Source organism: Microbacterium phyllosphaerae, from assembly GCF_017876435.1.
GTDB lineage: Bacteria > Actinomycetota > Actinomycetes > Actinomycetales > Microbacteriaceae > Microbacterium > Microbacterium phyllosphaerae.
This window is the reverse complement of sequence record NZ_JAGIOA010000001.1, coordinates 842490-859911: the sequence shown is the minus strand read 5'-3', so window position 1 is coordinate 859911 and position 17422 is coordinate 842490. Positions and strand designations below refer to the sequence as shown.

At 68.6% G+C, this 17422-nt stretch carries 18 protein-coding genes; 6 read left to right on the top strand and 12 right to left on the bottom strand.

Annotated elements, in window-relative coordinates; all coding sequences use genetic code 11:
- Window positions 1–4: 4 nt before the first annotated feature.
- Entirely contained in the window at window positions 5–259 is a 255-nt protein-coding gene (locus JOF42_RS04065) for a hypothetical protein (protein ID WP_210096688.1), read from the bottom strand.
- 89 nt (window positions 260–348) lie between these two features.
- On the opposite strand from JOF42_RS04065, the gene JOF42_RS04060 reads away from it, so the two are divergent.
- Window positions 349–1971 carry an SDR family oxidoreductase gene (locus tag JOF42_RS04060; protein ID WP_210096687.1) on the top strand — a complete coding sequence of 541 codons (1623 nt, stop codon included), beginning with the start codon at window positions 349–351 and terminating at the stop codon, window positions 1969–1971.
- Window positions 1972–1989: 18 nt separating this feature from the next.
- On the opposite strand, the gene JOF42_RS04055 is transcribed toward JOF42_RS04060, so the two are convergent.
- The 3 genes from JOF42_RS04055 to JOF42_RS04045 all read right to left on the bottom strand — a co-directional run bounded on the left by JOF42_RS04055 (window position 1990) and on the right by JOF42_RS04045 (window position 6368).
- Window positions 1990–3981 (bottom strand): BCCT family transporter, encoded by a 1992-nt coding sequence (locus tag JOF42_RS04055; RefSeq protein WP_245340718.1) that lies wholly within the window; start codon window positions 3979–3981, stop codon window positions 1990–1992.
- Between the two features lie 74 nt (window positions 3982–4055).
- Complete coding sequence (locus JOF42_RS04050) at window positions 4056–5744, bottom strand: ABC1 kinase family protein (RefSeq protein WP_210096686.1); 1689 nt, start codon at window positions 5742–5744, stop codon at window positions 4056–4058.
- A gap of 24 nt (window positions 5745–5768) precedes the next feature.
- The gene (locus tag JOF42_RS04045) at window positions 5769–6368 is read right to left on the bottom strand and encodes a PadR family transcriptional regulator (protein ID WP_210096685.1); all 600 of its coding nucleotides are present in this window, start codon (window positions 6366–6368) and stop codon (window positions 5769–5771) included.
- 145 nt (window positions 6369–6513) lie between these two features.
- Here JOF42_RS04045 and JOF42_RS04040 point away from each other — a divergent pair, with 145 nt between their 5' ends.
- The gene (locus tag JOF42_RS04040) at window positions 6514–8088 is read left to right on the top strand and encodes a glycosyltransferase family 2 protein (protein ID WP_210096684.1); all 1575 of its coding nucleotides are present in this window, start codon (window positions 6514–6516) and stop codon (window positions 8086–8088) included.
- Between the two features lie 55 nt (window positions 8089–8143).
- Here the strand turns inward: JOF42_RS04040 and map are convergent, their stop codons facing one another.
- A complete protein-coding gene (gene map, locus JOF42_RS04035; RefSeq protein ID WP_210096683.1) occupies window positions 8144–8914 on the bottom strand; it encodes a type I methionyl aminopeptidase in 771 nt (256 codons plus the stop codon).
- A 78-nt stretch (window positions 8915–8992) separates the two neighbouring features.
- Here map and JOF42_RS04030 point away from each other — a divergent pair, with 78 nt between their 5' ends.
- Both JOF42_RS04030 and JOF42_RS04025 read left to right on the top strand, forming a co-directional pair.
- On the top strand, window positions 8993–9271 hold the full coding sequence (locus tag JOF42_RS04030; protein WP_056512766.1) for a helix-turn-helix domain-containing protein: 279 nt from the start codon (window positions 8993–8995) through the stop codon (window positions 9269–9271).
- Window position 9272: 1 nt separating this feature from the next.
- The gene (locus tag JOF42_RS04025) at window positions 9273–10031 is read left to right on the top strand and encodes an SDR family NAD(P)-dependent oxidoreductase (RefSeq protein WP_210096682.1); all 759 of its coding nucleotides are present in this window, start codon (window positions 9273–9275) and stop codon (window positions 10029–10031) included.
- A gap of 309 nt (window positions 10032–10340) precedes the next feature.
- Here JOF42_RS04025 and JOF42_RS04020 read toward each other — a convergent pair whose 3' ends face one another.
- On the bottom strand, window positions 10341–10646 hold the full coding sequence (locus JOF42_RS04020; RefSeq protein WP_210096681.1) for an ArsR/SmtB family transcription factor: 306 nt from the start codon (window positions 10644–10646) through the stop codon (window positions 10341–10343).
- A gap of 101 nt (window positions 10647–10747) precedes the next feature.
- Here JOF42_RS04020 and JOF42_RS04015 point away from each other — a divergent pair, with 101 nt between their 5' ends.
- Entirely contained in the window at window positions 10748–11959 is a 1212-nt protein-coding gene (locus tag JOF42_RS04015) for an MFS transporter (protein ID WP_245340717.1), read from the top strand.
- 167 nt (window positions 11960–12126) lie between these two features.
- On the opposite strand, the gene JOF42_RS04010 is transcribed toward JOF42_RS04015, so the two are convergent.
- From JOF42_RS04010 to JOF42_RS03990, 5 genes are all read right to left on the bottom strand, one after another.
- Entirely contained in the window at window positions 12127–12420 is a 294-nt protein-coding gene (locus JOF42_RS04010) for a HigA family addiction module antitoxin (protein ID WP_210096679.1), read from the bottom strand.
- A 15-nt stretch (window positions 12421–12435) separates the two neighbouring features.
- Window positions 12436–12717 carry a type II toxin-antitoxin system RelE/ParE family toxin gene (locus JOF42_RS04005; RefSeq protein WP_210096678.1) on the bottom strand — a complete coding sequence of 94 codons (282 nt, stop codon included), beginning with the start codon at window positions 12715–12717 and terminating at the stop codon, window positions 12436–12438.
- Window positions 12718–12942: 225 nt separating this feature from the next.
- The gene (gene panB / locus JOF42_RS04000) at window positions 12943–13812 is read right to left on the bottom strand and encodes a 3-methyl-2-oxobutanoate hydroxymethyltransferase (protein WP_210096677.1); all 870 of its coding nucleotides are present in this window, start codon (window positions 13810–13812) and stop codon (window positions 12943–12945) included.
- Window positions 13809–14651 (bottom strand): pantoate--beta-alanine ligase, encoded by an 843-nt coding sequence (gene panC, locus JOF42_RS03995; protein ID WP_210096676.1) that lies wholly within the window; start codon window positions 14649–14651, stop codon window positions 13809–13811. Before panC ends, panB begins: the two co-directional genes overlap by 4 nt.
- Window positions 14648–15415 carry a Rossmann-like and DUF2520 domain-containing protein gene (locus tag JOF42_RS03990; RefSeq protein WP_210096675.1) on the bottom strand — a complete coding sequence of 256 codons (768 nt, stop codon included), beginning with the start codon at window positions 15413–15415 and terminating at the stop codon, window positions 14648–14650. Before JOF42_RS03990 ends, panC begins: the two co-directional genes overlap by 4 nt.
- Window positions 15416–15750: 335 nt before the next feature.
- On the opposite strand from JOF42_RS03990, the gene JOF42_RS03985 reads away from it, so the two are divergent.
- Entirely contained in the window at window positions 15751–16164 is a 414-nt protein-coding gene (locus JOF42_RS03985) for a hypothetical protein (RefSeq protein WP_210096674.1), read from the top strand.
- A gap of 21 nt (window positions 16165–16185) precedes the next feature.
- Here the strand turns inward: JOF42_RS03985 and JOF42_RS03980 are convergent, their stop codons facing one another.
- A complete protein-coding gene (locus JOF42_RS03980) occupies window positions 16186–17400 on the bottom strand; it encodes an exonuclease domain-containing protein (RefSeq protein ID WP_210096673.1) in 1215 nt (404 codons plus the stop codon).
- Window positions 17401–17422: the final 22 nt, after the last annotated feature.

Sequence of the window (17422 nt, the reverse complement as noted above, 5' to 3'; positions counted from 1 at the left end):
GCGCTCACAGCGGGAGCGAGAGGATCTGAGCGATCAGCGGCAGCATCGCGGCGGCGATCAGGGCGATGATCCCGACGATCCCTGCGGCCTGCCAGGGCGGCGATTTCTTGGTGACCAGGGGCGCGCGGCCGATACCGGTCGCGCGCCCCACGGCCTCGCTGGCGGGGAGCGGTGCGAGACTGACCGCCGTCGGGAGCGCAGACGTCGCGTCGAAAGAATCTGGGGAGACGCGTGCGGGGGAACTCGTTGCTCGGGACATGATCACCTTCCTCGCGGTAAAGATTACTAGGTGAACTAGTGAATAGCCAGCCTGATGAAATAGTCAGGTATGCGGCCTACGCTTCACCCATGACCGAGCTCACCCAGCCCACCGGGCACGAAGAGGCCCTGCGCGCCCTCCCCCGCGAAGACGGATCCGCGCCGCGCGCGCTCGTCCTCGGAGCCACCGGATACATCGGCGGCCGCCTCACCCCGCGGCTCCTCAACGCCGGGTACCGGGTGCGCGCTCTCGCCCGAGACGCCGCACGGGCGGCATCCTTTCCCTGGGGTGCGGAGTGCGAGATCGTCGAGGGCTCGGCGGATGACGCGGATGCCGTGGCCGAGGCCATGGCCGACGCCGACGTCGTCTACTACCTGATCCACTCGATGACCGCTGGCAAGGGCTTCGAAGAGAGCGACGAGCGCGCGGCGACGACGGTGGCGGATGCCGCGGCCAAGGCCGGCGTGCGCCGCATCGTCTATCTGGGCGGGCTGCATCCAGAAGACGCGAAGCTCTCGCCGCATCTGCGCTCCCGGGTGCGCGTGGGCGAGATCTTCCTCGAATCCGGCGTGCCGTCGCTGGTGCTGCAGGCCGGGGTCGTGATCGGCTCGGGCTCGGCATCCTTCGAGATGATCCGCCACCTCACCGATGTGCTGCCGTACATGCCGGCGCCGAAGTGGGTGCGAAACCGCATCCAGCCGATCGCCGTGCGCGACGTGCTGCACTACCTGCTCGGCGCCGCGCGGGTGGATGCCGACGTCAACCGCGCGGTCGACATCGGCGGTCCTGACGTGCTGCGCTACGGCCAGATGATGAACGGGTACGCGCTCGAGGCGGGCCTGCGTCAGCGTGCGATCGCCGCACTGCCCGTGCTGACCCCCGGGCTGGCATCGCACTGGGTGAACCTCGTGACGCCGGTCCCTCGCTCGATCGCACGTCCGCTCGTGGCGTCGCTGCAGAACGAGTGCATCGTGAAGGACCACGCGATCGACGACCTGATCCCGAAGCCCGAGGGCGGGCTGACGCCCTACCGCAAGGCCGTGGCGATGGCGCTGGGTCGCGTCGATGCCGACACGATCGAGACGAGCTGGCAGGATGCCGAGGTCTCGGGCGCCCCGAGCGATCCCCTTCCGAGCGACCCCGACTGGGCCGGACGCACCGTGTTCACCGACACCCGCAAGCTGAAGACCGCCGCACCGGTCGACGGGCTGTGGCGCGTGATCATCGGCATCGGCGGATCCAACGGCTGGTACTCGTCGAAGTTCCTCTGGGCCGTGCGCGGGTGGATGGACCGCCTCGTCGGAGGGGTGGGTCTGCGCCGCGGACGTCGCAGCAAGGTCGAGGCCCGCGTCGGTGACGCGATCGACTTCTGGCGCGTCGAGGCCGTCGAAGAGCCGGGGCGGGCGACCGACTCCTCCCCTGCGAGCGGTGGACTGCTGCGCCTGCGCGCCGAGATGAAGGTGCCGGGCGAGGCCTGGCTCGAGCTGAGGGCGCTGCCCGACGGCGACGGCTCACGCTACGAGCAGCGCGCCGTGTTCTTCCCCCGCGGACTGCTCGGACGCCTGTACTGGCTGGGCGTGCTGCCGTTCCACGGGTTCATCTTCGCGGGCATGGCCGCGCGGATCACCGACGCGGCTGCTGTTCCTGTCGAGACCGTCGCGCCCGCTGCGGGTGCGCCGGGTGCGGATTCCGAGGCGGCCGCGGTCGCCTGACGCGGTCGCCTGACACCGTCAGGAGGGCCGCTCGGCGAGGTCGGATGCGTCCGCGTCCGTATCCGCGCCGGCAGCGGCGCCGGCATCGGCACCGGCCCCGGCATCCGCCCCGTCGGTCGCCCCGGCATCCGGGATGATGTCGATGGCCTCGGTCGCGGTCGCGTAGACCTCGGCGAGGCTGTCGTCGACGTCGGCCTCGTCGATCCAGGCGAGGTCGTCCTCGGAGTGGTCGTACTCGACGGGCACGAGCGCGAAGTCGTCGCCGTACTCCTCGAGGCCCGCCATGACGCTGTGGCGCACGGCCATGCGGGCATACCGGTCGCGCAGGATCAGGGGATCGCGGCGGAGGTCCTTCATGAACGCGATCGTCATGAACGTCATGATCACCGCGAACGGCAGCGCGGCGATGATCGTGACGTTCTGCAGCGACTTGAGACCGCTGCCCTCTTCACCGGTCACCAGCAGCACCGCAGCGATGACACCGACCAGCACACCCCAGACGACCGCGACCCACCGAGACGGCTCTGGGCGCCCCTGCTGCGACAGCGTGCCCATGACGAGCGATGCGGAGTCCGCTCCGGTGATGAAGAAGATCGCGATCAGCAGGATCAGCACGATGCTGGTGATCAGCGGGAACGGCAGGTTCTCGAGTACCCCGAAGAGCACCTCTTCGGGCGGATCGACCGTGAGGTTCGCGCCGTCCATCTGCTGCTGGATCGCCGTGGTGCCGAAGATCGCGAACCAGATGAGCGAGATGACGGCGGGCACGACGATGACGACCGACACGAACTGGCGGAGCGTCCGGCCGCGCGAGATCTTGGCGATGAACATGCCGACGAACGGCGACCACGAGATCCACCAGGCCCAGTAGAAGATCGTCCAGCTCGAGAGGAACATCTGCGCCTCGTCGCCCTGCGAGGCCGAGCGGGCGACCATCTCGGGCAGGTCGCCGAGGAACTGCACGGCGACCGAGGGGATGACGTTCAGGATCAGCAGCGTCGGACCCACGAAGAACACGAAGAACGCGAGCAGCAGGGCCACGACCGCGTTGATGTTCGACAGTGCGCGGATGCCCTTCGAGACACCCGACACGGCGGAGGCGATGAAGCAGGCGGTGAGCACGGCGATCGCGGCGATGAGCACGCCGTTGCCGAGCTCGCCGATGCCGCTGACGATCTCGACGCCGTGGCCGATCTGCAGGGCGCCCAGGCCGAGCGAGGCCGCGGTACCGAAGAGGGTCACGATGATCGAGAAGACGTCGATCGTGCGGCCGAGGGGTCCGGTCGTGCGGCCCTCGCCGAGCAGCGGCGCGAAGATCGACGAGATGAGCGGGGTGCGACCGCGGCGGAATGCGCCGTAGGCGATCGCGCCACCGACGAGCGCGTAGAACGCCCAGGCCTGCGGGCCCCAGTGGTAGAGCACCTGCGCCTGCGCGGTGTGCATCGCGTCGAGCGTGTCGGCCTCGACCGTGCCCGGCGGCGGGTTCTCGAAGAAGGTGAGCGGCTCGGCGGCACCCCAGAAGACGAGACCGATGCCCATGCCGGCAGCGAACAGCATCGAGATCCACGAGAACATCGAGAACTCGGGCTCTTCGTCGTCACGGCCGAGAGGGATGCGTCCGTAGCGGCTGAAACCGATGAACAGCATGAAGACGAGGATGACGGTGGCGATCGTCGTGAAGAAGAAGCCGAAGTACTCCACGACCCATGCGAGCACCGTCGAGGTGGTGCCCGAGAGGTTGTCGCCCGCGAACACGCCCCACGCGATGAACGCGACGGTCAGTGCGACGGCGATGCCGAAGACGAGCGGGTCGGTGCGGTAGGTGCGGCCCGTCTCTTCGACCGCGACACCGGGAACGAGCGCCGGATGCACGCCGCGCGGCGGCACGGCGGCAATGTCACGGACGATCTTCTGGGCGGTCTCGGTGGCCTTCGCGGCCTGCCGGACAGCGGCGGTGGTGGTCTTCGGAGCGTCGTTCCTCGGGGGCGTCTTATCGTCCGGAGTGTCCATGAGAACCCATTCTCCCATGCCGGCATACTGCAGCCGGAGTCGCGGCCGGTCCCGCGCACGGCGGAGCGGGTGCGTCAGCGCTGGCGACGCCCGCCGAAGACCGCGTGCAAGAGAGGCAGCGCCGAGACGCAGAGGAGGGTGATGCCGAGCGGCGGCAGGGAGGGCACGAGCAGCGCTCCGCCGACGAGCATCGCGGCGAACAGCACGCCGGAGCCGATACGACGGGCGATGCCCTCGAGCCGGTCGAGGCGACGCTCGAGACGCGACGTGTCGAACGTGACGTTGCCGTCGTCGACGCGCGTGATGATCGCATCGATCCGCTTGGGAAGGCGGTACGTGACGGCCGCGGTCTCCATGGCCTGCTGGGCCATCTCCTGCATGAGGTTGCCCGACTCGTCACGCAGCAGGCGTCCGGCGTAGGGCTCGGCGGCATCCCACACGTTGAAGGTCGGGTCGAGGCTCGAGCACATGCCCGAGGTCAGCGAGACCGCACGGATCAGCAGCAGCATGTTCTCGGGGAGCTGCAGCGGCAGCGAGCGCACCATGTCGCCGAACTCGTCGGCGAAGTCGGCGAACTCCCGCGGATCGACCTTGCTCAGCTCGGCGAAGCCCATGCCGCCGAAGCGGGCGAACAGCGCCCGCAGCGCGCGTTCGAGCTCGGCCGTATCCGCCGAGGGCAGCAGCACGCCGATCTCCTGCGCGGCGGCCACGAGTCCTTTGCTGTCACGACCGGCGACCGCGATGAGCAGCATGCGCAGACCGTCACGGAGGTTCGCCGGGACCTCGGCCATCATGCCGAAGTCGATGAACGTGAGGCGGAAGTTCCGGCCGGTGGTGGATGCCGGCTCCGGCGTCACGAAGATGTTGCCGGGGTGCGGGTCGGCATGCACGAAGCTGTGCGTGAACACCTGGTCGAACATGACCTCGGCGAACACGTCGGCGACCTCGGCCGGATCGATGCCCGCTGCGCGCAGAGCATCCGTGTCGTTGATCTTGATCGCCGTGACATCCGACAGCGTGAGCACGCGGCGGGTCGAGCGCTCCCAGACGATCTCGGGGGCGTCGACGCGGGCGTCGCCGGCGAAGTTCTCGCGGAACCGCTCGGCGCTGGCTGCCTCGTGCAGGTAGTCGATCTCTTCGAGGCTCGTCTGCGCGAACTCCTCGACGAGCCCAGGGGCGTCGACGCGGTCGGCGACCAGGCGCACACGCGTCAGCCAGCGAGCCACGCGGCGGAGGGCCGCGAGGTCGACCGCGACGATCTCGTCGATGCCGGGGCGCTGCACCTTGACGACGACGTTCGCGAGTCCGGTGTCGACGGCATCCTGGGCCGAGAGACGGGCGCGGTGCGCCTGACCCAGGGATGCGGCCGCGACCGGCGACTCGTCGAACCAGGCATACGCCTGCTCCAGCGGCATCCCCAGTTCGGCCTCGGCGGCGGCGCGGATGCCGGCGAACGGCACCGCCGGCACCTCATCCTGCAGCCCCTCGAGCTCTTTCGTGATCTCGGGCGGGAGCACGTCGAGGCGCGACGACATGAACTGCCCGACCTTGATCATGAGCCCGCCGAGCTCGACGGCGAGCACGTGGAACCGCTTCGCGAAGCGCTGCATCCGAGGGGCGCGGGTGCGCTCCGAGACCGAGCTCAGACCGAACTTCGGCAGGACGAGCTCGAACCACCAGATCTTGAGGAATTCACGCGCCGCGAAAGAGAGGATGCGGCGGTACCGGGCACGATGGGCGCCCTGCGCCGCAGCATCCGTCATGTGTCGTCCCTGGGTCGTGTGCGATCAGTCCTGAGCGAGGATCGAGTACAGCCTACGGCGGGCGTCGTCGAGGATCTCGACCGCCTGCTGCACCTGCTCGGTGCTGCCGCTGCGACCGACGGCCGCGGCTGCCGACGCCAGGTCGACTCCGGCCTTGGGCAGTGCGCTGTAGCGGGGGTTGTCGTGCGAGCCCTCACCCTTCGACTGCGACTCCCAGGGTGCCGGATTCTCGGTGTGCTCGGATGCGACCGCGCGACCCGCCTCGGTGAGCGAGTAGGTCTTGCGACCGCCCTGCTCCTCGGCCTCGATCAGGCCCTCGTCGGCGAGGAGCTGCAGCGTCGGGTAGACCGAGCCGGCGCTCGGCTTCCACGAGCCGCCGCTGCGATCGGCGATTTCGTTGATGATCTGATAGCCGTGCATCGGCTTCTCAGCGAGGAGCGAGAGCACCGCGGCGCGGACGTCGCCCTTGGCCATGCGAGAGCCGCCGCTGGGGCGCTGCTCGAACGACTTCTCGAAGGACTTGCGGAGCTGATCCATGGCGTCGAAGATCGCGGATGCGGGTCCGCCCTGACCCGAGCCGAAGCCGGATCCGCCGAACGGGTTCGAGGGGAATGCGTTGTTCATGATGACCTCCCGGAAGTGGTGAGCGATACTCAACGATATATCGTTAAGGCTGGGTGGCGGGTGGGAGTTCTCGTTCGGATTGCACGCCCCATTCCTGAGCGCAAGCCCCGTGCGCCACACAGGTCGCAGTGTTTGACTGCCGGTGATGTCGAATTCGTCTGCCGTTCAGCCTGCGTCCACCTCCATTCGGGTGAGCGTGGTCGTTCCCGTGTTCAGACCGGGGCCGGCATTCGACGAGCTCATCGCGTCGCTCGACTCTCAGACGCTGGATCACTCGCGCTTCGAGGTCCTGCTGTGCGATGACGGATCCGGTGAGGAGACGGCCGCACGGCTGGTCGAGGTCGCGCGCGATCGCGACTACATCCGCGTGGCGTACCTGCCGCACTCGGGCTGGCCGGGCACGCCCCGCAACCACGGGATCGATGAGGCGCGGGGAACGTACATCCAGTTCGTCGACCAGGATGACTGGCTGTATGACGGCGCGCTCGAAGCGCTGTGCGACTATGCCGACAGGAACGGCTCCGACGTCGTGGTGGGCAAGGAGGTGGGCATCGGACGCCCGCTGCCGAAGCGGATCTTCCGCCGTGACGTGCCCCGCGCCGTGCTCGGCGAGGATCCCCTGCTCGAGATGCTCACGCCGCACAAGATGTTCCGCACGTCGTTCCTGCGCGAGAACCGCATCCGCTTCCCCGACGGAAAGGTGCGCCTCGAGGATCACCTGTTCGTCATGAGGGCGTACTTCGAAGCCTCGACGATCTCGATCCTCGCCAGCCAGCCCTGCTACGCGTGGGTCAAGCACGCCGGCAGCGCGAGCTCGTCGCGGATCGACCCCGAGTCGTACTTCCCGCATCTCGAAGCGGTGCTCGACCTCGTCGAGCGATACACCGAGCCGGGGCGACTGCGCGATCGACTGCTGCGGCACTGGTTCCGCGGCAAGATCCTCAAGCGCCTGACGGGCAAGAAGTTCGTCGGATACCCCGACGAGTATCGCGAGCGCCTGCTCGGAGTGGTCGGCCCGCTCGCTCGGCGACGCTTCGGGCCCGGTGTCGACGGCGGCCTCTCTTTCCCGAACCGGATCCGCGCAGCGCTCCTGCGTGCCGACCGGCGCACCGACCTGGTCACGTTCGCGCGGTTCGAGCTCGAGACCACCTGTCGCGCGACGGTCACGTCGGCGCGGTGGTCGCGCGGCGGTGGGCTGTATCTGACGGTCGCCGTCTCGATCACACGCGATGGCAAGGATGCTCTGGTCATCGAACCGGGAACGGGGATCCTGACCTCGCTGCCCGTGGCGATGGACGGCCTGCCCACGGGGCTGCTCGAGGCCGGGCGCGAACTGACGAACGACCGGGTCGAGCTGGTGCTGCGAGACAAGGCCGCGGGGGTCGAACGCCGGGTGGCGAGCGTGCATCCGCGCAACCTCGGGGCGATTCCCGTCGCGATCGACCCGCTGAAGGTGTTCGGTCCCGACGACGAATCGCGCGGCGCGACGCTGTTCGTCACCGTGCGGCGCGCGGGGTGGACGTTCGACGTTCCCCTCACCGCGGATGCCGCGACGCTCGCCGCCGCCGGTCGCTCGCCGCTGCTCGCCGGCCGCACCTGCACGCCTGTCGCGGGGCGCGGCGGCGCGGTCGAGCTGCGTCGCCAGTGGCCCGGCGGGCGGTTGAAAGACGTGGCCGGTCGCGCGGTTCGTCGGATGCGGAGCGGGTCGCGCAAGAAGTAGGCTGCGCCGGCTCGTCTTCAGCGTGCGCTCGACGTCGCCCGATGCCGGCTCGTCCTCAGCGTGCGAGCGTGAGCACCTCCGCGCCGTCCTCCGTGATCGCGATCGTATGCTCGGTGTGGGCCGTGCGGCACCCGGTCGCACTGCGCAGGGTCCATCCGTCGTCGTCGGTGATGAGCTCGTCGGTGTCGGCCATGACCCACGGTTCGAGGGCGAGGAGCAGGCCGGGGCGCAGTGTGTAGCCACGGCCGGGGCGTCCGTCGTTGGCGACGTGCGGATCCTGATGCATCGTCGAGCCGATGCCGTGGCCACCGAACTCGAGATTGATCGGGTAACCCGCGGCGGTCAGCACGGCGCCGATCGCATGTGAGATGTCACCGATGCGGGCTCCAGGACGGGCGACGGCGATGGCCGCGGCGAGCGCACGTTCGGTCGCGTCGATCATCGCGAGATCGGCGGATGCCGCGCTCTCCCCGACCACGAAGCTGATCGCCGCATCGGCGGAGATCCCGCGCAGCGTGACGGCGAGGTCGAGCGTCAGCAGGTCCCCGTCGGCGAGGGCGTAGTCGTGCGGCATCCCGTGCAGCACCGCGTCGTTCACGGCTGTGCAGACATAGTGACCGAAGGGCCCGCGGCCGAACGACGGGGCGTAGTCGACATAGCAGGACTCGGCTCCGGCATCCTCGATCATCTTCTTCGTCCAGCGGTCGAGGTCGAGCAGGTTCACCCCGACGGTCGTGCGCTCTTTCAGTGACTGCAGGATGCTGCCGACGAGCGCCCCGGCATCCCTCGCCCTGGCCAGTTCGTCGCTCGTGAGGATCTCGATCATGGTGCTCTCCGCATCCGGCGTACTGCCGTTCCAATAACTATCCCGGTAATACTATCCCGGTATTAGAATCGGCACATGATGGTTCGCATGCCCCTCACCCCTGCCGAGGTCGAACGCGGCGAGCGCCTGGGCGCCCTGCTGCGGCGAGCGCGCGGCGAACGGTCGATGCTGAGCGTCGCCCTCGATGCGGGGGTCTCGCCCGAGACTCTGCGCAAGATCGAGTCGGGTCGCGTGGCGACTCCCGCCTTCTCGACCATCGCGGCGATCGCGGGCGTGCTGCATCTCTCGCTCGACTCGGTGTGGGCGGAGATCGAACCGCCGGTGCGCACGATCGGGCGCGTGCAGGTCGCATCCTGAGATGGCGCATGCACTGATCACGGGCAGCTCTCGCGGCATCGGGCGCGCCGTCGCCCAGGCCTTCGCTCGACGCGGCGACCGGGTCGTCGTGCACTTCGGTCGAGATCGCGCCGCCGCTGAGGAGACGCTCGCCTCGCTCGAGGGTTCGGGGCATGCTCTCGTGGGCGGCGACCTGGGGGATCCCGCTGAGGCGCAGCGCGTGGTCGAGGAGGCCGTCGCCGCGCTGGGCTCGCTCGACATCCTGGTGAACAACGCAGCCGTCGCGCCGAGTGCGGCGAATGAGCATCGCGTCGACTCGACGTCGTACGCCGAGTGGCAGGCCGCGTGGTCTGCGATGGTCTCGGTGAACCTGCTCGGAGCGTCGAACGTGACGATGCTCGTGGCGCAGCACATGATCGAGCGCGGATCCGGCGGAGCGATCGTCAACGTCGGCTCGCGCGGCGCCTTCCGAGGCGAGGCCGATCACCCCGCATACGCCGCAACGAAGGCGGGGCTGCAGGCGTTCGGTCAGTCGATGGCGCTGGTGCTCGCGCCCCATGGCATCTCGGTCACGTCGGTCGCGCCGGGGATGATCGCGACCGAGCGCCAGTCGGCGAAGCTCGACGGAGAGCAGGGCGACAGCATCCGCGGGCAGAGTCCGTTCGGTCGCGTGGGCACTCCCGAAGAGGTGGCGGATGCCGTTGCGTACCTGACGTCGCCCGGCGCGGTATGGGCGTCGGGGACCGTGCTCGACCTCAACGGGGCGTCGTACTTCCGCTGAGCCCTCGGGCAGCGTCCTGTCACGGGAGCCACCCTTCAGGAGGAGAACTGCGCCTCGGGAGGAGATTCTCCGCGAATCTCTCCTCCCGAGAGGCAGATCTCCTCCCGGGCGGCGGCCACGACGCTCGCGCTTCCGTCCCCACACCCGCACACCCTCACGCTGCGCACCCCGCACCGCACGCACCCTCGGGAGGAGAACTGCGCCTGGGGAGGAGATTTCCCGCGAATCTCTCCTCCCGAGAGGCACATCTCCTCCCGGGCGGCGATGTCGCTCGGGGCTGCGCGCTCCGGGCCACCGCGCTCTTGCGCGTCAGCCCCGCAGCACCGAGTCCAACAGCCCCGGGAACAGCGAGTCGAGCTCGTCGCGGCGGAGCGTCAGCATCCGTCGCCGTCCGTTGGGTTCGTTGCGGATGACCCCCGCTTCGCGCAGAACCTTCATGAAGTGCGACTTGGTCGACTTGGGCAGGTTCGGGTCGGTCGCGTGGCACTCGGCCATGTCGAGCGGACCGTCGGCGAGCTGCCGCGCGATCGCCAGGCGCTCGGGGTCGCTGAGCGCGAAGAGCACGTCCGTGAGCTGAATCTCGGAACGCTCCGGGTGCGGAAGGTCGCCTGGCATAGTTCGAGAATAGTTGAACAATCACGGGGAGGCGAGTACGCTCCGATAGTTCGATGATTCTCGAACCTAACGAGTTCGAGACCTCACCCGCGGGAGCACAGATGACCATCACGTCACCGATCGCCACGACGACGACCGCGCCGATCCGCCGCCCGCGCTTCGGCTTCGCGCTGGCGATCGTCACGCAGATCGCGATGATGATGGGGGCGAGCGCACCGTCGCCGTTCTACCCGGTACTCGCGGCCGAGATCGGGTTCGACGCGATCGTCATCAGCGCCGTGTTCGCCGTCTACGCGATCGCCCTGCTGCTCGCGCTGCTCACCGCCGGGTCGCTCTCCGACCACGTCGGACGCCGCCCCGTCGCGATCGGCGGACTCCTCCTGCTCGCCGCGAGCATGCTGCTGTTCTGGCATGCCGACAGCGTCGCGACGCTCATGCTCGCGCGCATCCTGCAGGGTGCCGCGAGTGGCGTGCTGATCGCCTCCCTCTCGGCCGCCGCCCTCGACCTGGCTCCCGGCGGACGCTCACGGGTCGCCGCCCTGTGGAACGCCCTCAGCCCCGGCATCGGCCTCGCCCTCGGCGCTCTGATCTCGGGCATCGCCCTCGACGTGACCGGCCAGCCGCTGCTCGACGTGTTCGCTCCGCTGACCGTCGTCTACCTCGCGCTCGCCGCGCTCTTCTTCCTCGCGCCCGAGACCGCACCGCTTCGACCCGGAGCACTGGCGTCGCTGAGTCTCCGCCTGTCGGTGCCGGCCGGCATCCGCTCGGACTTCTGGCGGGGCGCGCCCGCGATCATCGCCGGGTGGGCGACCGGTGGACTCTTCCTGTCGCTCGGCGCGAACATCGTGCGCACCGAGCTCGGCGGGGAGGCGCACGTCTGGCAGGGGCTCGCGGTCGCGATGCTCGCAGGAATCGGCGCGATCACCGCGTTCATCTTCCGCAACCGGATGCCGCGCACCTCCGTCATCTTCGGCACCGCCGCGCTCGCGACAGGAACCGCCCTGTCACTCTGGGCCCTCTCGGCCGAGTCACTCCCCTTCTACCTCGCCGCGACCGCCATCACCGGCATGGGCTTCGGCACCGCCTTCTCGGGAGTCGTCGCCTCACTCGCACCCCGCATTCCCGCCACCGACCGCGCCGACACGTTCGCGGTGATCTACCTGCTCGCCTACCTCGCGTTCGGGGTGCCCGCGGTCGTCGCCGGGACGCTGGTCGGGGTGTTCGGGCTCGGAACCGTGTGCGTCGGATACGGGGTCGTGGTCATCGTGCTCGCGTTGGTCGCGCTGGCGCTGCGGGTGCGCCGCACGGAGTAAGGGTCGGAGCCGGCGCGCGGCGATTCCGGTGTGGGCTTCGCGGCTGCATGCGCCTCGGAAGCAGATTCGCACTTCACAAGTCCGGGCTCCCTGATTCCGGACTTCCCAGTGAACATTGACTTCGTCAGCGCACGGATTCCCGCGGTCGATGCGCCGCGTCAGGCATGTCAGGCGGTCTTCAACGGCTGGATCACCGCAAGAGCATCCGCGATCGCATCCCGCTCCACTTCGAGATCGAACTGCGTCTGAAGGTTGATCCAGAATTGTGCGGTCGTGCTGAAGTAGCGCGCCAGTCGCAGCGCCGTGTCAGCGGTGATTCGGCGCTTTCCGAGGACGATCTCGTTGATCCGTCGCGGAGGCACACCCAGCGCGACCGCGACACGATTCTGCGTGAGTTCGAGCGGCTCGATGAACTCGTGCATGAGCACTTCGCCGGGATGGATCGGCGGGAGTTCGTTCATGGTCGCCCCTTGTCTTCAGTGATAGTCGATGATCTCGACGTCTTCAGCGCCGCCGTCGGTCCAGCGGAAGCAGATGCGCCACTGATCATTGATGCGGATGCTGTGCTGACCGATCCTGTCGCCACGCAGCTGCTCGAGCCGATTTCCGGGTGGTGCACGAAGATCGTCGATCACGACTGCCGCATCGATCATCACGAGCTTTCGCAACGCCACTCTCAGAATCCGGGGATCGATACGCTTCACCGACTCCCGCCGCCATAGCCGCCCGGTCGTCGGATCCGCGAACGACCGGATCATTGAAGAACTCTATAACGCGTTGCGTTAATGACGCAACGCGTTATACGCGACCGGGTCCCGACTGACACTCCCGGCATCACGGATCCCCCTTTGCAGGCATCGGAAGTCACAAGCCCACCGAGAACCGTAAACCCGTCTGGCGTGCTCCGTCCGGCATCCCGGAATTGCCTGGGCTCAAAGCCGGATGCCGGATGCCGGCTGCCGGACCGCGGACGCCGCCCCGACCTACCGCCCCGCGAGCAGCTCCCGCAGCCGTGCGACCTCCGCCTCGGGCATCCCGTACCCGTGCTCGGGCGCGGGGTACACACCGTCGCGCACCTCGTCGGCATAGGCCTGGACTCCGGCGACCGACACTCCCCGCACATCGGCATAGCGCTTGACGAACTTGGCGACGCCGCCGGCGTAGATGCCGAGCAGGTCGTGGAAGACGAGCACCTGGCCGTCGGCATCCGCTCCTGCTCCGATACCGATCAGCGGAATGCGCAGGAGGGGCGCGAGCGCCGCGGTGACCTCTGACGGCACGGCTTCGATGACGAGCACCGAGACTCCGGCATCCTGCAGCGCGAGGGCGTCGTCGATCACGGCGAGCGCGGCGTCGGCGGTGCGTCCCTGGGCGCGGTATCCACCGAGGGATGTCGCGGTCTGCGGGGTCAGCCCGACGTGTCCGACCACGGGGATGCCGGCATTCACCAGCGCGCGGGCGCGGTCGACCGTCGTGCCGCCGCGCTCGATCTTGATGAGGTCGACGCCCGCCTCCTTGATGAAGCGCTGCGCGGTCGCGAGGGCGAGCTCGTCCGACGCCTCATACGAGCCGAAGGGCAGGTCGCCGACGAGCAGCGGCTTCGTCAGGCCCCGTCGCACGGCCTTCGTGAGCATGAGCATCTCGTCGATCGTGACCGGCACCGTGCTGTCGTAGCCGAGCACGGTCATCGCGGCCGAGTCGCCGACGAGCACCATGTCGACGCCGGCCTCCTCGACGATCTGCGCACTCGGAAAGTCGTACGCGGTGACCATGACGATCGGCTCACCCGCCTGCTTCTTCGTGGCCAGATCGCCCAGGGTCAGGCGCTTCGACGGGGCAGCGTGGGCGCTCATCGGGCGACCCCTCTCAGCAGGTGGTTGTCGATCAGTCGGGCGGCGCCGACGCGGGCGGCGACGAGAAGCAGTGCGTCTCGTTCGACGGCCGTCACGGGCTGAAGGGTCTCGGCATCCCGGAGTTCCAGGTACTCGGCGTCAATTCCCGCCTCGTCGAGAACAGCCTGAGCAGCAGGAAGGATGCTCTCCCCCGACCGGTGCGCCGCGTCGGCGGCGTCGAGGGCGCGGTTGAGCGCGGTCGCCTGGGCGCGAGCATCCGCGTCGAGGTAGACGTTGCGCGAGCTCATGGCGAGACCGTCGGGTTCGCGCACGATGGGGCAGGCCTCGATCCGCACGTCGAGGTCGAGGTCGCGCACGACCCGGCGGACGACGAGCACCTGCTGTGCATCCTTCTGACCGAAGTAGGCGACGTCGGGCTGCACGATGCCGAACAGCTTGGTGACGACGGTGGCGACGCCATCGAAGTGGTGGGGTCCGCGGCTGGCGCCGTCGAGCACCTCGGTGATGCCCGCGACGTGGATGGTCGTGGCGAAACCGTCGGGGTAGATCTCGGCGGGCTCGGGGGCGAACAGGATGTCGACGCCCTCGGACTCGGCGAGCGCAGCGTCGCGGGCCTCGTCGCGCGGGTAGGTGCTGAGGTCTTCGTTCGCGGCGAACTGGGTCGGGTTGACGAAGAGCGAGACGACGACGAGTCCGTTCTGCTCGCGAGCGGCGCGCATGAGCGAGAGGTGCCCCTCGTGGAAGGCGCCCATGGTCGGCACTAGTCCGACGGACTTGCCCGCCGCCTTGGCGTCGCGGACCGAGGCTCGCACCTCGGCGATCGTGCGGAGGATTCTCATGCCTCGGGCTCCTCGGTGGTGGCGGCGTGATCGGCGGTGGTCGCATGTGGCGCGCGCCCGGCGACCGCGCGGGTGGCGGTGGCGAGCGCGTCGAAGAGGTCTTGGTACTCGGCGGATGCTGCGCGCTGCCGCGCCACGGTGTCTTCATCGCCCCGCACGATCGGCCCAGTGAGAGCGGATGCTGCGCCGGACGCCACCCAGTTGTCGACCGTCTGTCGCACGAGCGGTGCGAGGTGTGCGCGGTCGACGCCCGCGTCCTTCGCGAGGTGTTCGGCCGCATCGAGCACGGTGAGCACGAAGTTCGAGGCGAAGGATGCGGAGGCATGGTACTCCGCGCGGTGGGCGTCGTCGACGTGGAACGGGTTCGCGCCGAGCGCCCTGGCGAGCTGCTCGGCCACCTCGAGCGCCTCGGGGGTGCGGCCGTCGATGGCGACGCCGATGCCGTGGAAGACCTCGGCTGACTCCTTGCCCGTGAAGGTCTGCAGCGGGTGAAGGCTGAAGTCGACGTCGGTCAGCGGCGTCGCCCCCGAGACGTGGGCGACGAGCCGCGCGTGGGATCGAACGGCGAAGGCTACTGCCGGGATGGCGGAATCCGGAACGCAGAGCAGTGCGATGTCGGCATCCGGGGCTCGGTCTTCGCGGCGCAGGGGTCCGATGACGACAAAGCCCGCTGCGCGCAGGGCCCGCGCGAGTACGCCGCCGAGACGGCCGGCGCCGACGATGGCGATGGTCGTTTCGGGGGCGAGAACAGGGGTGCTGTGCATGTCGATTCCCCGGCCGAGACGGTCGGCGCGGATGGGATGAGTATCCGCCCGGGATGGGGTGCGCGCAAAATCTGAGAGCAGAGTGGCAACCAAAAGAGCGCGCATCGTTACTTTTATGCGCACTAGCTTGAGCATATATCGGGCTTATCGATTCCCGGAGTCCCGCGATCAGTTGTGGAGGTTTGCGTCCTTGCCGACCTCGACGATTGAGATCGCCCGGCATGCCGATGTTCTGCGGCGCCGCGCTTGCTCGCGACACGATGCGCTGCCACTCTGGGTCGCGGGCCACTCGACCTCGCTCTCAACTAGCAGGGCTGTCTCATAGAGGAGACACCATGAACACTCTCCAAATACTCGGCGGAGCTGTCATCGCGGCGAGCGCGCTCGCCATGCTCACGGCGTGCTCCTCGGCGGACGAATCCGTGACTGTCCTCAACGTCGGAGGAACCAGAATCGCCGTGAGCAGCGACTCGAACGAAGGCAGTGACGCTCAGTTCGTCGGCCGACTCATCCAAGACGAGCATGGATGCTGGGGCGTCGAGACAGACGACGAGACTTACACGATCGTGTGGCCGGCCGGAACGACACTCGACGAAGACGGTGTCCGCACAGCAAGCTTGCCCGACGTCTTGGCGCTCGGAGAGACTCTCGAAGCATCGGGCGGAGAGATCATCGAGGGCGCATTCCCCAACCTCGAGGACGCGTGCTCTACGCCAGTCATCCAGATCTGGAGCGTGACGGGGAGCTGAACTCAGGAGGCGAAGCGTCCGTCACGCGTAGCGCTCGGCCAGCCAGGCTTCGCCGACGATCGGGATCCCGTAATCACGGGCCTTCCGAGCCTTACCTGACAGGGAATCTGGGTCAGCCGCGATCACGAGCCTCGCCGCCTTCGTCACGGCGGGCTTCGGAGTGAAGCCGTGCTCGCGCAGCCGCTTCTCCCACTCCGACCGCGGCCTGGCCATGTCGCCAGTCAGCACGACGATGTCGCCGGGGGTCAGCGCGAACGCCTCTGCGGGTGCGGCCTCGGCGACCTCCACCGGTCGCGCGAGGGCGTCGAGCACGACCTCCGCGGGGACTTCGAGCAGATGGGCGACTGCGAGAAGATCGGCACGCTCGTCTTCGGTGACCACGCCGTCCGACCACGCGATACGCACCAGAGCGGAGAGGTAGTCGCGGTGAAGTCGTTCGACGGTGGCGCGGCCGAGGCCTGTGCGATCGGCGTGTGCCACCAGCGCATTCTTCTCGTGCTCTGACAGGTAGCGGTCGAGCAGGCACCGCTCGACGAGCGCGACGTATTCGGCCTGCTCGTCCGAGTCGCTGATGTCAGGGACCCTGTCGACAATGCGTTCGAGGAAGCTCGGCGAGTACTCTTCCACGCCGGTGCGGGCCAGCCAGGGGTGGCGCTCGCCCGGGTGCGGAGCGAGCCGCTCGGCGCTGCCGAGAAGCTCCGTCCATGACGACAGCCCCGTGCTGGCGACGAAAGCTCCGAGCAACTCCGCGGTCGCTCGCGCGTCGACCGCGGCACGGTGTCCGCCGTTCAGGTCGATGTCGAAAGCGGCGCAGCAGTCGGCGAGGGTCGTGCTGCCTCCGAGATGAGTGCGCGCGAGACGCATGGTGCAGAGGCTGACGAATGGCACACCACCCCAGTACGCCGCGCGCCCGAGCTCGGCCTGCAGGAATCGCATGTCGAACGAGGCGTTGTGGGCGACGACCACGCGTTGCGAGAGAAGGTCGACGAGATCCGCCGTGATGTGCGAGAACTGCGGTGCGCGCAGGATCTCGCGAGCACTGATGCCGTGGATGTCCTGCCGCCCGAGATCGCGACCCGGGTTGATCAAGGTCTCCCACTGCCCGGTGATCGTGCCGTCGGGCTCGGAGTGCACGACCGAGATCTCGATCGCGCGGTCCGTGCCCTCGGCATGGAACCCGGTCGTCTCGAAGTCGATCGTCGCGAAGCCGGAGGACGGGGTGGGGATCACACTCATGATCGCCAACATATCGGCGAAG

Bases quoted from the DNA above. Each gene is read 5' to 3' on its own strand.
- JOF42_RS04060 (WP_210096687.1), top strand. From the start codon at position 349: ATGACCGAGCTCACCCAGCCCACCGGGCACGAAGAGGCCCTGCGCGCC.
- JOF42_RS03985 (WP_210096674.1), top strand. From the start codon at position 15,751: ATGAACACTCTCCAAATACTCGGCGGAGCTGTCATCGCGGCGAGCGCG.
- JOF42_RS03980 (WP_210096673.1), bottom strand. From the start codon at position 17,400: ATGAGTGTGATCCCCACCCCGTCCTCCGGCTTCGCGACGATCGACTTC.
- JOF42_RS04050 (WP_210096686.1), bottom strand. From the start codon at position 5,744: ATGACGGATGCTGCGGCGCAGGGCGCCCATCGTGCCCGGTACCGCCGC.
- JOF42_RS03990 (WP_210096675.1), bottom strand. From the start codon at position 15,415: ATGCACAGCACCCCTGTTCTCGCCCCCGAAACGACCATCGCCATCGTC.
- panC (WP_210096676.1), bottom strand. From the start codon at position 14,651: ATGAGAATCCTCCGCACGATCGCCGAGGTGCGAGCCTCGGTCCGCGAC.
- panB (WP_210096677.1), bottom strand. From the start codon at position 13,812: ATGAGCGCCCACGCTGCCCCGTCGAAGCGCCTGACCCTGGGCGATCTG.
- JOF42_RS04055 (WP_245340718.1), bottom strand. From the start codon at position 3,981: ATGGACACTCCGGACGATAAGACGCCCCCGAGGAACGACGCTCCGAAG.
- JOF42_RS04020 (WP_210096681.1), bottom strand. From the start codon at position 10,646: ATGCCAGGCGACCTTCCGCACCCGGAGCGTTCCGAGATTCAGCTCACG.
- JOF42_RS04030 (WP_056512766.1), top strand. From the start codon at position 8,993: ATGGTTCGCATGCCCCTCACCCCTGCCGAGGTCGAACGCGGCGAGCGC.
- JOF42_RS04015 (WP_245340717.1), top strand. From the start codon at position 10,748: ATGACCATCACGTCACCGATCGCCACGACGACGACCGCGCCGATCCGC.
- JOF42_RS04025 (WP_210096682.1), top strand. From the start codon at position 9,273: ATGGCGCATGCACTGATCACGGGCAGCTCTCGCGGCATCGGGCGCGCC.
- JOF42_RS04040 (WP_210096684.1), top strand. From the start codon at position 6,514: ATGTCGAATTCGTCTGCCGTTCAGCCTGCGTCCACCTCCATTCGGGTG.
- JOF42_RS04045 (WP_210096685.1), bottom strand. From the start codon at position 6,368: ATGAACAACGCATTCCCCTCGAACCCGTTCGGCGGATCCGGCTTCGGC.
- JOF42_RS04005 (WP_210096678.1), bottom strand. From the start codon at position 12,717: ATGATCCGGTCGTTCGCGGATCCGACGACCGGGCGGCTATGGCGGCGG.
- map (WP_210096683.1), bottom strand. From the start codon at position 8,914: ATGATCGAGATCCTCACGAGCGACGAACTGGCCAGGGCGAGGGATGCC.
- JOF42_RS04010 (WP_210096679.1), bottom strand. From the start codon at position 12,420: ATGAACGAACTCCCGCCGATCCATCCCGGCGAAGTGCTCATGCACGAG.
- JOF42_RS04065 (WP_210096688.1), bottom strand. From the start codon at position 259: ATGTCCCGAGCAACGAGTTCCCCCGCACGCGTCTCCCCAGATTCTTTC.